Below are 15,977 nucleotides of genomic sequence, written 5' to 3'. Positions count from 1 at the left end.
GTGTCCAAGGTGCCAAACTGAAATGAACGACACGTTTGCATTTGCCATTAAACGCCAGCGCTTCGACGAACACTATCAACCGTCGGACAGCACACGCATCACCACCAACTTCGCCAACTTGGCCAGGGGGGAGAGCCGCCAGGAAAACCTGCGTAATACATTGAAGATGATCGACAATCGTTTCAATGCGCTGGCTCATTGGGACAACCCTAAAGGCGATCGTTACACCGTCGAGCTCGAGATCGTTTCCGTGGAAATGGCGGTCGATGACGCGCAGGCTGCGGCGGCATTGCCTTTGATCGAACTGTTGAAGACCACCGTGGTGGATCGAAAAACCAATGAACGCCACGATGGCATGGTCGGAAACAATTTCTCGTCCTATGTCCGGGACTATGACTTCAGCGTCGTATTGCCAGGGCACAACAATAATCAGCCTCGCTTCACTATTCCGGCAGATTTCGGTGTGCTGCATGGACAATTATTCAAAGCCTTCGTCAGTTCGCCTATTTATAAAGAGCACTTCAAGAAGGCGCCCGTCATCTGCCTGAGTGTGTCCAGCAGCCGAACGTACCAGCGCACGGAAAATCATCATCCTGTATTGGGTGTCGAGTACCTTCAAGATGAGTACTCGCTGACCGATGACTATTTCGCCAAGATGGGCCTGAAAGTTCGCTATTTCATGCCGCCCAATAGTGTCGCGCCGTTGGCATTCTATTTTTCCGGTGATCTGCTCGGTGATTACACGGCGCTCGAATTGATCAGCACCATCAGCACCATGGACACGTTCCAGAAGATCTACCGGCCTGAAATCTATAACGCCAACTCTGCGGCGGGAAAAGCCTATCAGCCGAGTTTGCAGCACCAGGATTATTCACTGACGCGGATCGTCTACGACCGAGAAGAGCGCAGCCGCTTGGCGGTGGAGCAGGGGCATTTCGTTGAAAAGCACTTCATCAAGCCCTACCGCGCCGTGCTCGAGCGGTGGTCTGCTCGCTACGCACGTTGATCAATCTCAAGGACAAGGTTTTTACCATGAACAAGCTGTTGCCTACTTCGACTGCTGGCAGTCTGCCCAAGCCGTCTTGGCTCGCACAACCCGAGACACTGTGGTCGCCCTGGAAACTGGAGGGCGAGGCGCTGATCGAGGGTAAGCAGGACGCCTTGCGGGTGGCATTGCACGAGCAACAACGCGCCGGCATCGACATCGTCAGCGACGGCGAGCAGACGCGTCAGCACTTCGTCACGACCTTCATCGAGCACCTCAGTGGCGTCGATTTCGAAAAGCGCGAGACGGTGAGGATTCGCGATCGCTATGACGCCAGCGTGCCGACCGTGGTGGGCGCCGTGGCCCGGCAAAAGCCGGTGTTCGTCGAAGACGCCAAGTTCTTGCGTCAGCAAACCCGGCAACCGATCAAATGGGCGTTGCCGGGTCCGATGACGATGATCGACACGCTCTACGACGCGCACTACAAAAGCCGCGAAAAACTGGCTTGGGAATTCGCCAAGATCCTCAACGAGGAGGCCCGAGAACTCGAAGCAGCCGGCGTGGACATCATTCAGTTCGACGAGCCCGCCTTCAATGTCTTCTTCGACGAGGTGAACGAATGGGGCGTCGCCACCTTGGAGCGCGCCATCGAAGGCCTCAAGTGCGAAACGGCCGTGCACATCTGCTATGGCTACGGCATCAAGGCCAACACGGATTGGAAAAAGACCCTGGGCTCGGAATGGCGGCAGTATGAAGAGGCCTTCCCCAAGCTGCAGAAGTCCAGTATCGATATCGTCTCGCTGGAGTGCCACAACTCACACGTGCCGATGGAACTGATCGAGCTCATCCGTGGCAAGAAGGTCATGGTCGGTGCCATCGACGTCGCCAATCATGCGATCGAAACGCCCGAGGCGGTGGCCGATACCCTGCGCAAGGCGCTGCAGTTCGTGGATGCTGACAAGCTCTACCCGTGCACCAACTGCGGCATGGCGCCTTTGCCACGGCGCGTGGCCAGCGGCAAGCTGCAGGCGTTGACGGCCGGTGCTGAAATCGTTCGCCAAGAGCTCATGAACGTGCGCTGAGCTCACCTGGAAGGGGCCGCATCACGGCCCCTTTCTCGGTTATTCGCGGACCATCCCGCGCACCTCTTCGCCCCGCCGCCTGCGCACCAGGAAGTACGCCGCCACGATCACCACCAAGGTGGCCAGCACCAGCCACGACTGCAAGCGCGTGGCCGGCTCCAGTGCTTGGGTCGTCAGCACCGCGACCAGCGCCAGGAAGGCCACGGCGTTGCTCACCGGGAAGCCCCAGGCCCTGAAGTACGACGCATCCACCACCTCGTGGCGGGTCTGCCAGCGCATCGCCAGGTGGGCGAAGATGATGAAGATCCAGACGAAGATGATGAACGCGCCGGTGCTCCTGGCCAGGGTCAGGAAAAGGTCGCCGCCGCTGAGGAAATGCACCGTCAGGATGCTCACGCACACGCTGAAGGCCAGTGCCAGGGCATTGATCGGCACGCCCTTGGCGTTGGTCCGCGCGAACAGTGCCGGGGCGTGGCCGCGCTGGCTGAGGGAGAACAGCATGCGCGAGTTGGAGAACATGAACGAGTTCATCACCGACATGAACGAGACGAACAGCACCAGCTTCATCGCCACGGCCGCGCCTTTGAAGCCGGCGAGGGTGAACAGGGCCACGTAGGGCGAGGCGAGGTTGGCCTTGTCGACCCAGGGCAGGCACAGCACCAGAATCGACACCGAACCGACATAGAACAGCATCACCCGCACGATCACGCTCTTGATCGCACGGATCACGTTACGCCGCGGGTTCTCCGACTCGCCAGCGGCCACGGCGGCGATTTCGCTGCCGCCCAAGGAAAAGATCGCCACGAGCACCCCGGCCATCACCGGCGACAGGCCATTGGGCATGAAGCCGCCGTGCTCGGTGAGATTGACCAGGCCCGGAGCCGGGATGTTTTCCTGCCAGCCCAGCAGAATCGAGGCGCCGAGCAGCATGAAAATGAGAATGGTGATGACCTTCAGCGCGGCCAGCCAGTATTCCACTTCAGCGAATGAGCGTACCGAGTAGGCGTTGCTGGCGATGAGTGTCACCAGCATGATGAAGGCACCGACCCAGATCGGCAGCCAGGGCATGAAGTCGTTGAGGATCGCGCCCAGCAGGACCGCCTCCAAGGTGATGGTGACCATCGACTTGAGCCAGTACAGCCAGCCGACCGTGAAGCCCGCCCAGTCGCCTAGGTAGGTGTTGGCGTAGGTGGAAAAAGAGCCGGCATCGGGATTGCGTGAGGCCATTTCGCCGAGCATGAACATCACCAGGGTGACGATGAGGCCACCGATGACGTAGGAGAGGATCGCGGCCGGGCCTGCCAAGGCGATCAGGCTGCCAGAGCCGACGAACAGGCCCGCGCCGATGACGCCGCCCAGCGCGATCATGGTGATGTGCCGCTGCTTGAGGCTTTGCTTCAATCCGCTGTCTTGCATGTCCAGGTGTCTCTTATTATTGGAAGGAACGGGCACTGGTACAGCGCGCAAGGCGCTGTGGTCCGCCTGCACAGGGCGGGGCCATCGAGCGGGACCTGGGTCTGGCGCTGCGCCTGCCAAGGACTTCCCGATCTGTAACCTTGGGCAAAACGACGCCAGGGCTCAAACGAATTCTGCGCACAACATCCTGCGGTTTTTTCCTGAGGCCCGATGCGAGGGGCTCAAACTGACGGCGTAACAGGCATACAAAGTGCCAGTATCCCGCTCGTCGGCGCGCAGCTTCCTAGGAAATTTCCTTCAATTCCTACGGCGCAGATCAATGTGTCGTTCCCTATGAGTGACGTAACGTCCTGTGCTTTTCAAAACAAGGACGACGCTCATGCAAGCGATGGAACGGATACTCGACATACAACCCATCACCCAGGCCGATATCACCCTGCAGCTCAACGGTCAGCCGGTGCAGGCAGCAGCCGGTGAAACCGTGCTCAGCGTGCTCAACGCGGTGGGGCTGCGCCCAGTGGCGCTCAATGACCATGGTCAGCGCAGCGGCGCCTTCTGCGGCATGGGGGTGTGCCATTGCTGTCTGGTCGCCATTGATGGCCGCGCCAAGCGTCGCGCGTGTCAGACCGTGGTGCGCGAAGGCATGCGCGTCGAGACCGAGGTCAATGCCATTGCCGCGCAGGTGCAACCATGAGCCTGCGTCCGGTGATCGTCGGCGGCGGTTCGGCGGGGATGGCGGCGGCCATCGAACTGGCCGAGCAGGGTGTGGATTGTCTGCTGTTCGATGAAGCCTCGCGCCCCGGTGGGGTGGTCTATCGCGGTCCGCTGCGGGCCGGTGTCGACCTGGGTTATCTCGGCGCACGCTATGGCAAGGCCCTGCAGCGACTGCACGAGCAATTCGCGGCCAACGCCCGGCACATCGACGTGCGCTTGAACAGCCGCGTGGTCGGTGGCGACAGCGAGCGGCTGATGGTGCTCGATGCCGACGAGCAACTGCATGAAATCGACTACGCCCAGTTGCTGCTGGCGGCCGGTTGTCACGAGCGCAACGTGCCGTTTCCCGGCTGGACCCTGCCCGGCGTCATGCTGCTCGGCGGGTTGCAGTTGCAGATCAAGAGCAACGTGGTCAAACCCTTGGGCAGCACCTTGATCGCCGGCACCGGACCGCTGCTACCGCTGGTGGCCTGTCAGTTGCACGCCGCTGGGGCCAAGGTCGCCGGCGTCTACGAGGCCTGTGCCTTCAATCGCATTGCCAAGGAAAGTCTGGCGCTGATGAACAAGCCCCAGTTGTTCCTCGACGGCCTGAGCATGCTGGCCTACATGAAGCTCAACGGTATCCCCATGCATTACGGCTGGGGTGTGGTCGGTGCTCGCGGTGACGCTGAACTGAGCGAGGTCAGCGTGGCGCCCTATGGCCAGGACTGGAAACCTGACTTGAGCCGTGTGCAGCGCGAGTCGGTACAGACCCTCGCCGTGGGCTACGGCTTCATCCCGCGCACCCAACTCAGCCAGCAACTGGGGCTGGCGCACGGCTTCAGCGAAGACGGCTATCTGCGCGCCGAGTGCAACGTCTGGCAGCAGAGCAGCGAGGCGCACATCCACCTGGCGGGTGACATGGCCGGTATTCGTGGCGGAGAAGCCGCGATGCTGACCGGGCGTATTGCAGCGGTCTCGATCCTGCAGCAACGCGGCGTGCTGGATGCCGCACAGGCCATCGAGCGGCGTGAGCGCTACCTGGGCAAGCTGGCGGCGATCAAGCGCTTCCGCTATGGCGTCGAGCGCTACACCCGTAGGGGCGCGGCGCAGATCGAGCTGGCTGCACCGGATACGGTGATCTGCCGCTGCGAGCACGTCACCCGCAGCGACATCGACTTGGCGCTGGAGCAGGGCGTGCAGGACATGGCCAGCCTGAAGATGCGCACCCGGGTGAGCATGGGCGACTGCCAGGGCCGTATGTGCGTGGGTTATTGCAGCGATCGCCTGCGCGCCGACACCGGGCGCGCCGACGTGGGGTGGTTGCGGCCACGTTTCCCGGTAGACCCGATTCCGTTTTCCGCATTCCTGCACCTGGGCACGGAGGCCTAAACATGAACAAGACCTATGACATCGTGATTGCCGGTGGCGGCGTGATCGGCGCCTCCTGCGCCTACCAGTTGTCCAAGCGCAAGGGCTTAAAGATCGCCCTGATCGACAGCAAGCGCCCCGGCAATGCGACCCGCGCCTCGGCGGGCGGGCTGTGGGCCATCGGCGAATCCGTGGGCCTGGGCTGCGGGGTGATCTTCTTTCGCATGATGTCCTCGCGCAACAAGCGCGAGGCCCACGGCGCGGCGGTGGCGGTGGATTCGAGCACACCTCACATCCTGCCGCAGTGCTTTTTCGACCTGGCGCTGCAATCGAACGCGCTGTATCCACAGCTGCACCAGGAGTTGATCGAGCGCCACGGCATGGACTTCAAGTTCGAACGCACGGGCCTTAAGTACATCATTCAGGACGATGAAGACCAGTTGTATGCCGAGCACATCGTGTCGCACATTCCGCACCTGGCCGATCAAGTCCGCTGGCTGGATCGCGCGGCCTTGCGCGAGCGTGAGCCGGCGGTGAGTCACGCGGCCAGTGGGGCGCTGGAGTTTCTCTGCGATCACCAGGTCAGCCCGTTCCGGCTGGGTGATGCGTTCCTGGAGGCGGCCCGGCAGAACGGTGTCGACCTGTACCTGAACACCAATGTCACCGGCGTGCTGCATGAGCAGGCGCGGATCAAGGGCGTGCGCACGGCTGAGGCCGGCGTCTTCCATTGCCATACCCTGCTCAATGCAGCGGGCTCCTGGGCCGGAGAACTGAGCGAGTGGGCCACCGGCACCTCGATTCCGGTGAAACCGGTGAAAGGTCAGATCGTCCTGACCGAACGCCTGCCCAAGCTGCTAGATGGTTGCCTGACCACCAGCGACTGCTACATGGCGCAGAAAGACAACGGTGAGGTGTTGATCGGCAGCACCACCGAGGACAAGGGCTTCGATGTGCGCACTACCTTCCCGGAAATCGCCGGGCTGGTGCAAGGCGCAGTGCGCTGCGTGCCGGAGCTGGCGCAGGTGAGTCTCAAGCGCACCTGGGCGGGACTGCGCCCGGGGTCGCCAGACGAGCTGCCGATTCTCGGACCCGTGGAGGATATGCCGGGCTACTTCAATGCCTGTGGACATTTCCGCACCGGCATCCTGACGTCGGCGATCACCGGGGTACTGCTGGACAAGGTCATCAACGACGAAGAAACGCCGCTGGACCTCACCCCCTTCCTCGCTTCGCGCTTCGGCACGGCTGTGGATAAGGACTGGGCGGTGGTATAGATCCGACGATTGATCCGCGATGGCGCCTGACACCTTCGCGGATCGACCCTTCCCACAGCTGCGCGAGGAAAGTTCCTACGGATGAGCTACCCTGATTCGATGGGGTTCGAATCTGTGTATGGCGTTCTAACGTGAAGGGGGTCTTTCATGCTTGCGCAACTTCCGCCAGCCTTGCAGAGCCTGCGCTTGCCTCTGCGTCTTAAGCTCTGGGACGGCAATGAGTTCGACCTGGGGCCCAGTCCCCAAGTCACCATCCTGGTCAAGGAGCCGCAGTTGATCTCGCAGCTCACCCATCCGAGCATGGACGAACTGGGCACTGCGTTCGTCGAGGGCAAGCTGGAGCTCGAAGGCGACATCGGCGAAGTCATCCGCGTGTGCGACGAGCTCAGCGAGGCCTTGCTCCACGACGAAACAGACGTCAACCCCGTGCGCACCGCGCACGACAAGGACACCGACGCCGAAGCCATTTCCTACCACTACGACCTGTCCAACGCGTTCTATCAGCTGTGGCTCGACCCGGACATGGTGTACTCCTGCGCCTACTTCAAGGCACCGGACAACACCCTGGCCCAGGCGCAGCAGGACAAGTTCGACCATCTGTGCCGCAAGCTGCGATTGCAGGCTGGCGACTACCTGCTGGATGTGGGGTGCGGCTGGGGCGGGCTGGCGCGCTTCGCCGCCCGTGAGTATGGGGCCAAGGTGTTCGGTATCACGCTCAGCAAAGAGCAGCTCGCCTTGGGACGTCAGCGGGTCGAAGACGAGGGGCTGGCCGACAAGGTCGATTTGCAGATCCTCGACTACCGCGATCTGCCCCAGGATGGTCGCTTCGACAAGGCGGTGAGTGTCGGCATGTTCGAGCACGTGGGTCATGCCAATCTCGAGCTGTACTGTCAGCGGCTGTTCGGGGCCGTGCGCGAGGGTGGCCTGGTGATGAACCACGGCATCACGGCCAAGCATGTGGACGGCCGCCCGGTCGGACGCGGGGCAGGGGAGTTCATCGATCGCTACGTTTTCCCCCATGGCGAACTGCCCCACATTTCGATGATTACGGCGCGTATCTGCGAAGCGGGACTTGAAGTCGTGGATGTGGAGAGCCTGCGCCTGCACTACGCCAAGACCCTCAATCACTGGAGCGAGAACCTGGAGAATCAACTGCACCGCGCGGCAGCGCTGGTGCCGGAGAAGACGCTGCGGATCTGGCGCCTGTACCTGGCCGGATGTGCTTACGCCTTCACCAAGGGATGGATCAACCTGCATCAGATTCTCGCGGTCAAGCCCTACGCGGACGGTCACCATGACCTGCCGTGGACGCGCGAAGACCTCTATCGTTGAGCCCGAGCGGGCCGCCGCGGCGGGGCGGCCCGTCAGGTTCGCGTTACAGGATCGGTGAGATCAGTCGGGCGATGCGCATGCCCAATTGCTGTAGGCGGTGGGTATCGCGGATGTCCTCGGCGGTGACCTCCCGCGACTGCTCGAAATCACGCAGCAGCATGGCCTCCACCTGATCGGCGAATGCACGGTCGATGGTCAGCAAGGTGATCTCGAAATTCAGCCTGAACGAGCGGTTGTCCATGTTGGCGCTGCCGACGGCGCTGACGTCGTCATCCACCAGAATCACTTTCTGGTGCACGAAACCGGGTTGATAGCGGAATATCCTCACCCCGGCACGCACTGCCTCGAAGGCGAACAGGCTGGAGGCCGCGTAGACGATGCGATGGTCTGGTCGGCTGGGAATCAGGATGCGCACATCCACACCGCGCAGTACCGCCAGGCGCAGCGCAGCCACCACGGCCTCGTCGGGCACGAAGTAGGGGCTGGTGATCCAGATGCGTCGAGTGGCTGACTGAATGGCCTCGACGAAGAACAGTTGGCAGGTCTCCTGTGGGTCGGCGGGTCCGGTGGCGAGTACCTGACACAGCACGCCGTCTTCGGGATAGGCATCGGGCAGGATCAGTGGCGGCAACTCACGGGTGGCCCAGTACCAGTCCTCGGCGAACGACTCCTGCAGGCACGCCAGCACCGGTCCGCTGACCTGGACATGGGTGTCTCGCCAGGGCGACAGACGCGGGTGTGCACCCACGTACTCGTCGCCGACGTTGTGCCCACCCAGAAATCCGACCAACCCATCCACCACCACGATCTTGCGGTGATTGCGGAAGTTGACCTGGAAGCGGTTGAACCAGCCGCGCTTCGAAGAGAAGGCCTGGATCTGTACCCCACCTTCTCGTAGCACTTGGCTGTAACGCGAGGGCAGGGCATGGCTGCCCACCTGATCGAACAGCACATAGATCTTCACGCCTTCGGCAGCCTTGCGCAGCAGCAGTTGTTGCAAGCGCTGACCGAGGGCGTCGTCGTGGATGATGAAGAACTGCACCAGCACCGTATCGCTGGCCCGTTCGATGGCGGCAAAGATCGCCTCGAAGGTGGTCGTGCCATTGATCAGCAGTTTCACCTCGTTATTGGCCAGGCACGGCATGCGGCCCAGCTTGGGCATCGCTCGCAACGCCACATAGCTCACCGACTCGCGCGCGGCCAGGGCTTCTTCGACCCAAGGCCGCCAGTTGAGGTTGGCCATCGCCACGTGCATCTCCTGGTTGGCTTGGCGACGCGCCTGGATATAGGCATAGAAGGAGCGCGCGCCAAACACCAGGTAGGGGATGAGGGTCAGGTAGGGGATGAACAGCAGCGACATGGCCCAGGCGATGGCGCCTTGCGCCGTGCGCACGGTGAACACCGCATGCAGTGCGGCACCGATGCCGAGCAGGTGGATCAGGCCGAGCAGGTAACCGAAGAAATAAGGGCTGTGGTAGTCCATACGCATCCTGCATTCCAAGAGCACTGTTGCTAACAGACCATGTTCATCAGTGTAGGTGCAACCCGCAGGGGTAAAACGCGTCTAAGCCTCTGTCCGGCCTGGGGCCGGTATCTCGAGGAGTACTGATCCATGAAGATTCGTCTGCCACTGATCGCCCTGGCTTTTGGCCTGGGCAGCCCGCTGCTGGCGCACGCGCAGATGCTGCAACCCGGTCTGTGGGAGCTGACCACCAGCGACATGCAGGTCGATGGCAAACAGCTACCGGACATGCAGTTCATGTTGGGCCAATTGAAGAATCTGCCACCTGAGCAGCGCGCGATGATGGAGGGCGCCCTGGCCAAGCAGGGCATCAGCGTAGGCGGCAAGGGTGTGCGTGCCTGTTTGACACCTGAGCAGGTGGCGACCAACGACATCCCTTTGCAAGACCCGCAATCGGGTTGCACGCAGAAGATCACCGACCGGCAGGGCAACGTCTGGAAGTTCCAGTTCACCTGTCCCAAGGCGCAGGGTTCAGGCCAGGCCACGTTCCTCAGTGACCGCGAGTTCACCACCAAGGTCAGCGGTACCTTCAACGCGTCCGGTGTTCAGCAGCAGGGCAGCATGAACACCCGTGCGGTCTGGCAGGGAAAAGACTGCGGCAACGTGCGTCCGCGTAGCTGAAGGTTCACCACTGCCAGCGGCTTTCAGCTACTGCATCGTGGGCGTGCAGACTTTCTGCATGTTCCACGCGCAGGTCGAAGCCGCTGCACCATGCCAATCCGCGTAGCGCGTGATGAATACGTCGCGCCGCGTCTTCGCAGAACATCAGGTTTTGCCCGTTTGCCAACGCGAAGGCTTGTTCGTCGGCGCGTTTCACCGCCGTTTGTACAGCCGTGCCCAGGGCGCTTTCTACAGCATCGATCAGCGCTTCGACCGGCAGGGTTTGTAGTGTGTCCTGCATGCGCACCCTCACGGCTGCCTGGCTGCGCTGGCTATGCGGTGTCGCGACGATTCCCGCAGTGCTTCCCAGCCATTGCAGGACCGCTTGGATATCTGCTGGCTGATTGGCGAAGTCGTTGAGGAATTGCTGCTGAATCAACTGTCGAGCCAGGGCTGCCGAGCAGGGGCAGGTCGAGGAATAAGGGATCTCAACGTATTGTTCCACGTGGAACATCTCGTTTTCGATCCTCGCGTCGAGGATGACGGGGTAGCGCTTCCATCCCTCCAGTGGACTGATCAGCGCAGGGCGCTTGAGCATGCAGTCGAACTTCAGACGCACATAGGCCGACGATGATAGGCCGTCATGGGTGTCGAGAAAATGGGCCAGCAATTGGCGCAAAGCCAGTGGCGTCAGTTCAGTGTGCTCCAGTGCCTCCAAGGCCAGGTACAGGCGCGACATGTGAATGCCGCGTGACTTCCCATCGTCCAGGCTTACACCGGCATCGGCCCAGGCGCTCAAGGTGCGGCCGCCCAGTTGCACCGGCAAAGCGATGCCGCGCATACCGACCCAGTCCAAGGGCTGCAGCGTCGGGCTGGTTTGTGCGGCGATGTCGGGAAGCGTCAGGCTGGTCATCGAAATATCCCATGAAAAAAGAGGCTTAGCGGCAGCCGCCGATCAAGCTGCAGTGCAGGTTGAAGCGTTGTCCGCTGGAGCTGGAAACACGGTTCAGGGTGGTCCAGCCAACGCGACGGCTGTAGCCCACCCAGGCTTCGCCGTCGCTGGCCAGACCGGTGAAGAAGGTCATCTGCCCATAACGACTGTTGGTCTGGGCCCAGAGTCGACGAGTGACGCTGTCGTAACCGCGCAGATGAAAATCGCTGCCGTCGGTGCGCACGCTGTAGTAACTGCCCTTGCTGTCTTCGCATGCCAGAAGTGTGGCGCTGCGAGTGCATACGGCCAGACCGCTGTGCGCAATCGCGGCGTGCAGCGGGGTAGATACCGCGAATGTCAGTACCCATACGGCGAGCTTCGAGCGGTTCATGATCATCCTCAAAGACAGCCGTTCGACAGGCGCGGCTTGGCGAAATTGTATTGTTATATTATAACGTTGTGCAATGCATCGTTTCGAATGCGCACCGCCGATGAGGTTCATCATGTCCGACCGTCTTCCCGTCACCGTGCTGTCCGGCTTCCTGGGGGCCGGCAAGAGCACGCTGCTCAATCATGTCCTGCGCAATCGCGACAACCTGCGGGTCGCGGTCATCGTCAACGACATGAGCGAGATCAACATCGATGCCAGCGAGGTCCAGCGTAACGTCAGCCTCAATCGCGCCGAGGAAAAACTCGTCGAGATGAGCAATGGTTGCATCTGTTGCACCCTGCGCGAAGACCTGCTGGAGGAAGTCGCCCGCTTGGCCGACGAAGGGCGTTTCGATTACCTGCTGATCGAGTCCACCGGCATCTCCGAGCCGTTGCCGGTGGCCGAGACCTTCACCTTCCGCGACGAGCAAGGTCGCAGCCTGTCCGATATGGCCCGGCTGGACACCATGGTCACGGTGGTCGATGGTCTGAACTTCCTGCGCGACTATCAGGCTGCCGACAGCCTGGCCAGCCGGGGCGAAACCCTGGGCGAGGAAGACGAACGTTCGATCAGCGACTTGTTGATCGAGCAGATCGAGTTCGCCGATGTGCTGCTGCTGAGCAAGATCGACTTGATCAGTCAGGCCGACCGTGACGAGCTCACCGCGATTCTGCGCAGCCTCAATGCCCGGGCGCAGATCGTACCGATGGTCATGGGAGAGGTGCCGCTGTCGCGCATCCTCGACACCGGGCTGTTCGACTTCGACCAAGCCGCACAGGCACCGGGGTGGCTTCAGGAGCTGCGCGGGGAGCACGTGCCCGAGACCGAGGAATACGGTATCGCCGCGACCACCTGGCAAGCGCGCAAACCGTTTCATCCACAGCGCTTCTTCGACTTTATCCACAACACGTGGAGCAATGGGCGGCTGCTGCGCTCCAAAGGATTCTTCTGGCTGGCCAGCAAGTACCAAGAAGCCGGCAGTTGGTCGCAGGCCGGCGGCATGATGCGCCATGGCTTGGCCGGTCGTTGGTGGCGCTTCGTGCCAAGCGAGCAATGGCCTCAGGACGAAGACAATCGCCAGGCGATCCTCAAGCAGTGGACCGTGGAGACCGGTGACTGCCGCCAAGAGCTGGTCTTCATCGGACAGAACATCGACTTCGCCCGGTTATCCACAGAACTCGAGGCGTGCCTGTTGACGGATGATGAGATGGAACAGGGGCCGATGGCCTGGCTGCGCCTGCCCGATCCCTTCGGCCCATGGTACGAAGAGGCGGCTGCCTGATGTTGGCGCTCAAGGCTGTGGATATCTGCCAGAGGCAGGGCGAGTCTCCTCAGGTCATGACCGAGATCCTTCGCGATGACGTCAATCTCGCGGTCTGGCAGCGCCGTTTACCGGTACAGGTCGAGGACTTCGCCGAGTTGGTTATCCATCTGGATCAGCCCATGTCCGATGAGCGGGTGATCGAGGTGAGTGAACAGCAACCGCCGAGGCTGACCGGGCTGCTGCGCGAAGCGGCGGATCTAGAGGGGTATGAAGGGTTCGTCGCCGATGTGACCTGGCTGGTGGAGGCCTTCACCTGCCTGCTTGGCGCCCGCCGTGTAGGGCTCAGGCTGCGAGTGCTCGACGGTGCGATGTGCCCGCGTTTTCATGTCGATCACGTGCCGCTGCGCTTGCTCACCACCTATGCGGGGATGGGCAGTGAATGGCTGGCGGAAGGGCACATCGACCGCAGCCGTTTGCAGATGGCGCAGCCGCCTGTGGATAACATCCAGCGCTTGGCGACGGGTGAGGTGGCGCTGCTCAAGGGCGAGAAATGGGTGGGCAACGAAGGGGCGGGTTTGATTCACCGCTCGCCGGCCACGCCCAGAGGCGAGAAACGATTGTTGTTGAGTCTGGACTGGCTGGGCTGACAGGCGGGTGCGAGCCATCGGTTCGCCGCCGCGCTAGACTGTTCTTTTATTCGGTTCGACACCGCACCATGTTGCAGCATATTCCGACCCATGTGATCGCCGGCCCGCTGGGCGCTGGCAAAACCACGTTGATCCGTCATCTGATGAGCCAGCGTCCGGCGCACGAGCGCTGGGCAGTGCTGGTCAACGAGTTTGGCCAGATTGGTCTGGATGCCGCACTGCTTAGCCGCGACGAGACGGGCGTGGCCATCGGTGAGGTGGCGGGGGGGTGTCTGTGTTGCGTCAATGGCGTGCTCTTCCAGGTCGGATTGAGTCGCCTGTTGCGCAGTGCCAAGCCAGACCGGCTATTCATCGAGCCCTCTGGCTTAGGCCACCCACTGCAACTGCTGGAACAGCTCACTCAGGCTCCCTGGACAGGTGTGCTGGATGTCCGGCCTCTGGTCATGGTGATGGATGCCCAGGCGCTGGCCCGCGGCGAGTTGCTTGCACAAGCCCAACTGCAAGCGCAGCTGAAGGCGGGCGTGTTGATCTTCAATAAATCGGCATCTGTGGATGACGCCTCTCGCCTGTTGATAAGTTCTCGGTTTGCCGACCAGCGCGGTATCTGGACCGATCAGGGCAAGCTCGATCTCAGCGATCTTCCGACTTCATTCGCGAATCCATCGTGCCTTGCGGCGCCCAGCCCTTTGCCTGTGGACAGTTCAGCGCCGGCGTTGCCAGCCCTGTGGACAGATCCTGAACGCCCCATTTGCATTGCCCAGCAAGGCGAGGGCGGCTGGAGCGTGGGTTGGCGTTGGCACCCTACTCAACGTTTGGATGAAGCGCTGTTGAGCGACGCGCTCCGGCACTGGCCTTGGAAGCGGGCCAAAGGGGTTATCCACAGCGGCCAAGGATGGCGTTCGTTCAATGGATTGAACGGCGAACTGCAGGACTGGCGTTCGAGCGAGTGGCGCAAGGATTCCCGCCTCGAACTGATCTTCGATCACCCGCAGGCCTTGGAGGCGCTGCAAGCTGCCATGGCGCGCTGCCAACTGAGCGCGTGATCAGTTGCGCCAGCGGTTGTGTTCCTGGCGCCACTGCTGCATTTCGATGACGTTGTCGCCGCGCGGCGCCGTGTTGATCTCGAACGGATAAGGCGCCAGTTCGATCTGCATCGTATGGGCACCGAACTGGGTCACGCTACCAGGATGCCGTTGCTCTCCGGTGACCGTGAACTCGAAGGCATAGATACGTGCCAGACGCTTGCGGCCCTTGGCGTCACGCACGAAGCCGATGCGTTTGAGCGCCACGGCGTCGTCGAGCAGTTCCAGGTCGAGCTTGGCGCAATGCTGCTTGACCCGCTCGAGTGCCTTCTCGCGCAAGCCGTGGTTATGCCACAGCCAGGCGCCAGCCGTCGCCAACAGCATCAGGACGAACAGGTTCTCCAGGGTCAACATTTCAATAGGCTCCAGACAGGTGGGCGCAGCTTAACTGCGTCGCTGGCCTGTCGTACAGGTGGCTTTCAGGTTCATACTGCTCGGTCTTCACTTATCCACACAGCTTCGGAAATCTCCTGCATGAAACGTACGCCGCACTTGCTCGCCATCCAGTCCCATGTGGTTTTTGGACATGCCGGAAACAGCGCTGCGGTGTTCCCCATGCAGCGCATTGGCGTGAATGTCTGGCCGCTCAATACCGTGCAATTCTCCAACCACACTCAGTATGGTCAGTGGGCAGGAGAAGTGCTCGCGCCTGCGCAAATTCCCGCGTTGGTGGAAGGCATTTGCAACATCGGTGAGCTGGGCAATTGCGATGCGGTGCTCTCCGGTTACCTGGGGAGCGCCGAGCAGGGCCGGGCCATCCTTGCTGGGGTGCAGCGGATCAAGGCGGTGAATCCGCGCGCGCTGTATCTGTGCGACCCGGTCATGGGGCACCCTGAAAAGGGCTGTATCGTGCCGCAGGAGGTCAGCGACTTCCTGCTCGACCAAGCGGCGGCGGCGGCCGACATCCTGTGCCCGAACCAACTGGAGCTGGACAGTTTCTGCGGGCGCCGCGCGCAGTCGCTGGAAGACTGCGTGGCCATGGCGCGTAGCCTGCTGGCGCGTGGGCCACAAGTGGTGCTGGTCAAGCACCTGGCCTACCCAGGGCGTGCCGACGATGCCTTTGAAATGCTGCTGGTGACGCGTGAGCAGAGCTGGCACCTGCGTCGGCCATTGCTGGCATTCCCGCGTCAGCCGGTTGGGGTCGGCGATCTCACTTCAGGGCTGTTCCTGGCGCGCGTGCTGCTCGGCGACACCTGGGTACAGGCGTTCGAGTTCACCGCAGCGGCTGTGCACGAGGTGTTGCTGGAGACCCAGGCCTGCGCCAGCTACGAGCTGCAACTGGTGCGCGCTCAGGACCGCATTGCGCACCCACGGGTACGCTTCGAGGCGCAGGCACTCGAGCGGTAGG

At 61.9% G+C, this 15,977-nt stretch carries 16 protein-coding genes; 11 read left to right on the top strand and 5 right to left on the bottom strand.

Annotated features, from left to right (window positions below):
- The first annotated feature begins 22 nt into the window (after nt 1-22).
- Together ACK2SD_RS24190 and ACK2SD_RS24185 are read left to right on the top strand one after the other, a co-directional pair.
- Entirely contained in the window at nt 23-1,006 is a 984-nt protein-coding gene (locus ACK2SD_RS24190; protein ID WP_412461025.1) for a DUF1852 domain-containing protein, read from the top strand.
- Between the two features lie 26 nt (nt 1,007-1,032).
- Nucleotides 1,033-2,067, top strand: a complete 1,035-nt coding sequence (locus ACK2SD_RS24185) for a methionine synthase (RefSeq protein ID WP_304483107.1) — start codon at nt 1,033-1,035, stop codon at nt 2,065-2,067.
- A 39-nt stretch (nt 2,068-2,106) separates the two neighbouring features.
- Here ACK2SD_RS24185 and ACK2SD_RS24180 read toward each other — a convergent pair whose 3' ends face one another.
- A complete protein-coding gene (locus ACK2SD_RS24180) occupies nt 2,107-3,483 on the bottom strand; it encodes an amino acid permease (RefSeq protein WP_412461024.1) in 1,377 nt (458 codons plus the stop codon).
- Nucleotides 3,484-3,862: 379 nt separating this feature from the next.
- On the opposite strand from ACK2SD_RS24180, the gene hcnA reads away from it, so the two are divergent.
- From hcnA to cfaB, 4 genes are all read left to right on the top strand, one after another.
- A complete protein-coding gene (hcnA, locus tag ACK2SD_RS24175) occupies nt 3,863-4,177 on the top strand; it encodes a cyanide-forming glycine dehydrogenase subunit HcnA (RefSeq protein ID WP_029612206.1) in 315 nt (104 codons plus the stop codon).
- Complete coding sequence (gene hcnB / locus ACK2SD_RS24170) at nt 4,174-5,568, top strand: cyanide-forming glycine dehydrogenase subunit HcnB (protein WP_317871756.1); 1,395 nt, start codon at nt 4,174-4,176, stop codon at nt 5,566-5,568. Before hcnA ends, hcnB begins: the two co-directional genes overlap by 4 nt.
- Before the next feature lie 2 nt (nt 5,569-5,570).
- Nucleotides 5,571-6,821, top strand: a complete 1,251-nt coding sequence (gene hcnC / locus ACK2SD_RS24165) for a cyanide-forming glycine dehydrogenase subunit HcnC (protein WP_412461023.1) — start codon at nt 5,571-5,573, stop codon at nt 6,819-6,821.
- Between the two features lie 147 nt (nt 6,822-6,968).
- Nucleotides 6,969-8,153 (top strand): C17 cyclopropane fatty acid synthase CfaB, encoded by a 1,185-nt coding sequence (gene cfaB, locus ACK2SD_RS24160; protein WP_412461022.1) that lies wholly within the window; start codon nt 6,969-6,971, stop codon nt 8,151-8,153.
- Nucleotides 8,154-8,196: 43 nt separating this feature from the next.
- Here the strand turns inward: cfaB and cls are convergent, their stop codons facing one another.
- A complete protein-coding gene (cls, locus tag ACK2SD_RS24155) occupies nt 8,197-9,636 on the bottom strand; it encodes a cardiolipin synthase (RefSeq protein WP_412462364.1) in 1,440 nt (479 codons plus the stop codon).
- A gap of 129 nt (nt 9,637-9,765) precedes the next feature.
- On the opposite strand from cls, the gene ACK2SD_RS24150 reads away from it, so the two are divergent.
- Nucleotides 9,766-10,296: a DUF3617 domain-containing protein gene (locus ACK2SD_RS24150; RefSeq protein WP_029612211.1), complete on the top strand. Its 531-nt coding sequence runs from the start codon at nt 9,766-9,768 to the stop codon at nt 10,294-10,296.
- A 4-nt stretch (nt 10,297-10,300) separates the two neighbouring features.
- On the opposite strand, the gene folE2 is transcribed toward ACK2SD_RS24150, so the two are convergent.
- Together folE2 and ACK2SD_RS24140 are read right to left on the bottom strand one after the other, a co-directional pair.
- Nucleotides 10,301-11,188 (bottom strand): GTP cyclohydrolase FolE2, encoded by an 888-nt coding sequence (gene folE2, locus ACK2SD_RS24145; RefSeq protein ID WP_412461021.1) that lies wholly within the window; start codon nt 11,186-11,188, stop codon nt 10,301-10,303.
- 25 nt (nt 11,189-11,213) lie between these two features.
- The gene (locus ACK2SD_RS24140) at nt 11,214-11,597 is read right to left on the bottom strand and encodes a hypothetical protein (RefSeq protein ID WP_029612214.1); all 384 of its coding nucleotides are present in this window, start codon (nt 11,595-11,597) and stop codon (nt 11,214-11,216) included.
- Nucleotides 11,598-11,709: 112 nt separating this feature from the next.
- On the opposite strand from ACK2SD_RS24140, the gene zigA reads away from it, so the two are divergent.
- From zigA to ACK2SD_RS24125, 3 genes are all read left to right on the top strand, one after another.
- On the top strand, nt 11,710-12,918 hold the full coding sequence (gene zigA, locus ACK2SD_RS24135; RefSeq protein ID WP_304483120.1) for a zinc metallochaperone GTPase ZigA: 1,209 nt from the start codon (nt 11,710-11,712) through the stop codon (nt 12,916-12,918).
- Nucleotides 12,918-13,547, top strand: coding sequence for a DUF1826 domain-containing protein (locus tag ACK2SD_RS24130; RefSeq protein WP_412461020.1), 630 nt, complete (start codon nt 12,918-12,920; stop codon nt 13,545-13,547). The genes zigA and ACK2SD_RS24130 overlap by 1 nt, the downstream gene beginning before the upstream one ends.
- Nucleotides 13,548-13,615: 68 nt before the next feature.
- Entirely contained in the window at nt 13,616-14,590 is a 975-nt protein-coding gene (locus ACK2SD_RS24125) for a CobW family GTP-binding protein (RefSeq protein ID WP_412461019.1), read from the top strand.
- On the opposite strand, the gene ACK2SD_RS24120 is transcribed toward ACK2SD_RS24125, so the two are convergent.
- Nucleotides 14,591-14,983, bottom strand: coding sequence for a DUF3301 domain-containing protein (locus ACK2SD_RS24120; protein WP_029612218.1), 393 nt, complete (start codon nt 14,981-14,983; stop codon nt 14,591-14,593).
- Between the two features lie 120 nt (nt 14,984-15,103).
- Here ACK2SD_RS24120 and pdxY point away from each other — a divergent pair, with 120 nt between their 5' ends.
- On the top strand, nt 15,104-15,976 hold the full coding sequence (gene pdxY, locus ACK2SD_RS24115) for a pyridoxal kinase PdxY (protein WP_412461018.1): 873 nt from the start codon (nt 15,104-15,106) through the stop codon (nt 15,974-15,976).
- Nucleotide 15,977 lies beyond the last annotated feature (1 nt).

It is taken from the genome of Pseudomonas sp. SC11 (assembly GCF_047039205.1).
GTDB classification, from domain to species: Bacteria; Pseudomonadota; Gammaproteobacteria; order Pseudomonadales; family Pseudomonadaceae; genus Aquipseudomonas; species Aquipseudomonas boreofloridensis.
The sequence above is the reverse complement of the archived record's forward strand: the minus strand, read 5'-3'. Positions and strand labels throughout refer to the sequence as shown.

What these genes read in the sequence shown, in the direction of transcription:
- ACK2SD_RS24190 (WP_412461025.1), top strand. Translation starts at nt 23, where the DNA reads ATGAACGACACGTTTGCATTTGCCATTAAACGCCAGCGCTTCGACGAA.
- ACK2SD_RS24185 (WP_304483107.1), top strand. Translation starts at nt 1,033, where the DNA reads ATGAACAAGCTGTTGCCTACTTCGACTGCTGGCAGTCTGCCCAAGCCG.
- ACK2SD_RS24180 (WP_412461024.1), bottom strand. Translation starts at nt 3,483, where the DNA reads ATGCAAGACAGCGGATTGAAGCAAAGCCTCAAGCAGCGGCACATCACC.
- hcnA (WP_029612206.1), top strand. Translation starts at nt 3,863, where the DNA reads ATGCAAGCGATGGAACGGATACTCGACATACAACCCATCACCCAGGCC.
- hcnB (WP_317871756.1), top strand. Translation starts at nt 4,174, where the DNA reads ATGAGCCTGCGTCCGGTGATCGTCGGCGGCGGTTCGGCGGGGATGGCG.
- hcnC (WP_412461023.1), top strand. Translation starts at nt 5,571, where the DNA reads ATGAACAAGACCTATGACATCGTGATTGCCGGTGGCGGCGTGATCGGC.
- cfaB (WP_412461022.1), top strand. Translation starts at nt 6,969, where the DNA reads ATGCTTGCGCAACTTCCGCCAGCCTTGCAGAGCCTGCGCTTGCCTCTG.
- cls (WP_412462364.1), bottom strand. Translation starts at nt 9,636, where the DNA reads ATGGACTACCACAGCCCTTATTTCTTCGGTTACCTGCTCGGCCTGATC.
- ACK2SD_RS24150 (WP_029612211.1), top strand. Translation starts at nt 9,766, where the DNA reads ATGAAGATTCGTCTGCCACTGATCGCCCTGGCTTTTGGCCTGGGCAGC.
- folE2 (WP_412461021.1), bottom strand. Translation starts at nt 11,188, where the DNA reads ATGACCAGCCTGACGCTTCCCGACATCGCCGCACAAACCAGCCCGACG.
- ACK2SD_RS24140 (WP_029612214.1), bottom strand. Translation starts at nt 11,597, where the DNA reads ATGAACCGCTCGAAGCTCGCCGTATGGGTACTGACATTCGCGGTATCT.
- zigA (WP_304483120.1), top strand. Translation starts at nt 11,710, where the DNA reads ATGTCCGACCGTCTTCCCGTCACCGTGCTGTCCGGCTTCCTGGGGGCC.
- ACK2SD_RS24130 (WP_412461020.1), top strand. Translation starts at nt 12,918, where the DNA reads ATGTTGGCGCTCAAGGCTGTGGATATCTGCCAGAGGCAGGGCGAGTCT.
- ACK2SD_RS24125 (WP_412461019.1), top strand. Translation starts at nt 13,616, where the DNA reads ATGTTGCAGCATATTCCGACCCATGTGATCGCCGGCCCGCTGGGCGCT.
- ACK2SD_RS24120 (WP_029612218.1), bottom strand. Translation starts at nt 14,983, where the DNA reads ATGTTGACCCTGGAGAACCTGTTCGTCCTGATGCTGTTGGCGACGGCT.
- pdxY (WP_412461018.1), top strand. Translation starts at nt 15,104, where the DNA reads ATGAAACGTACGCCGCACTTGCTCGCCATCCAGTCCCATGTGGTTTTT.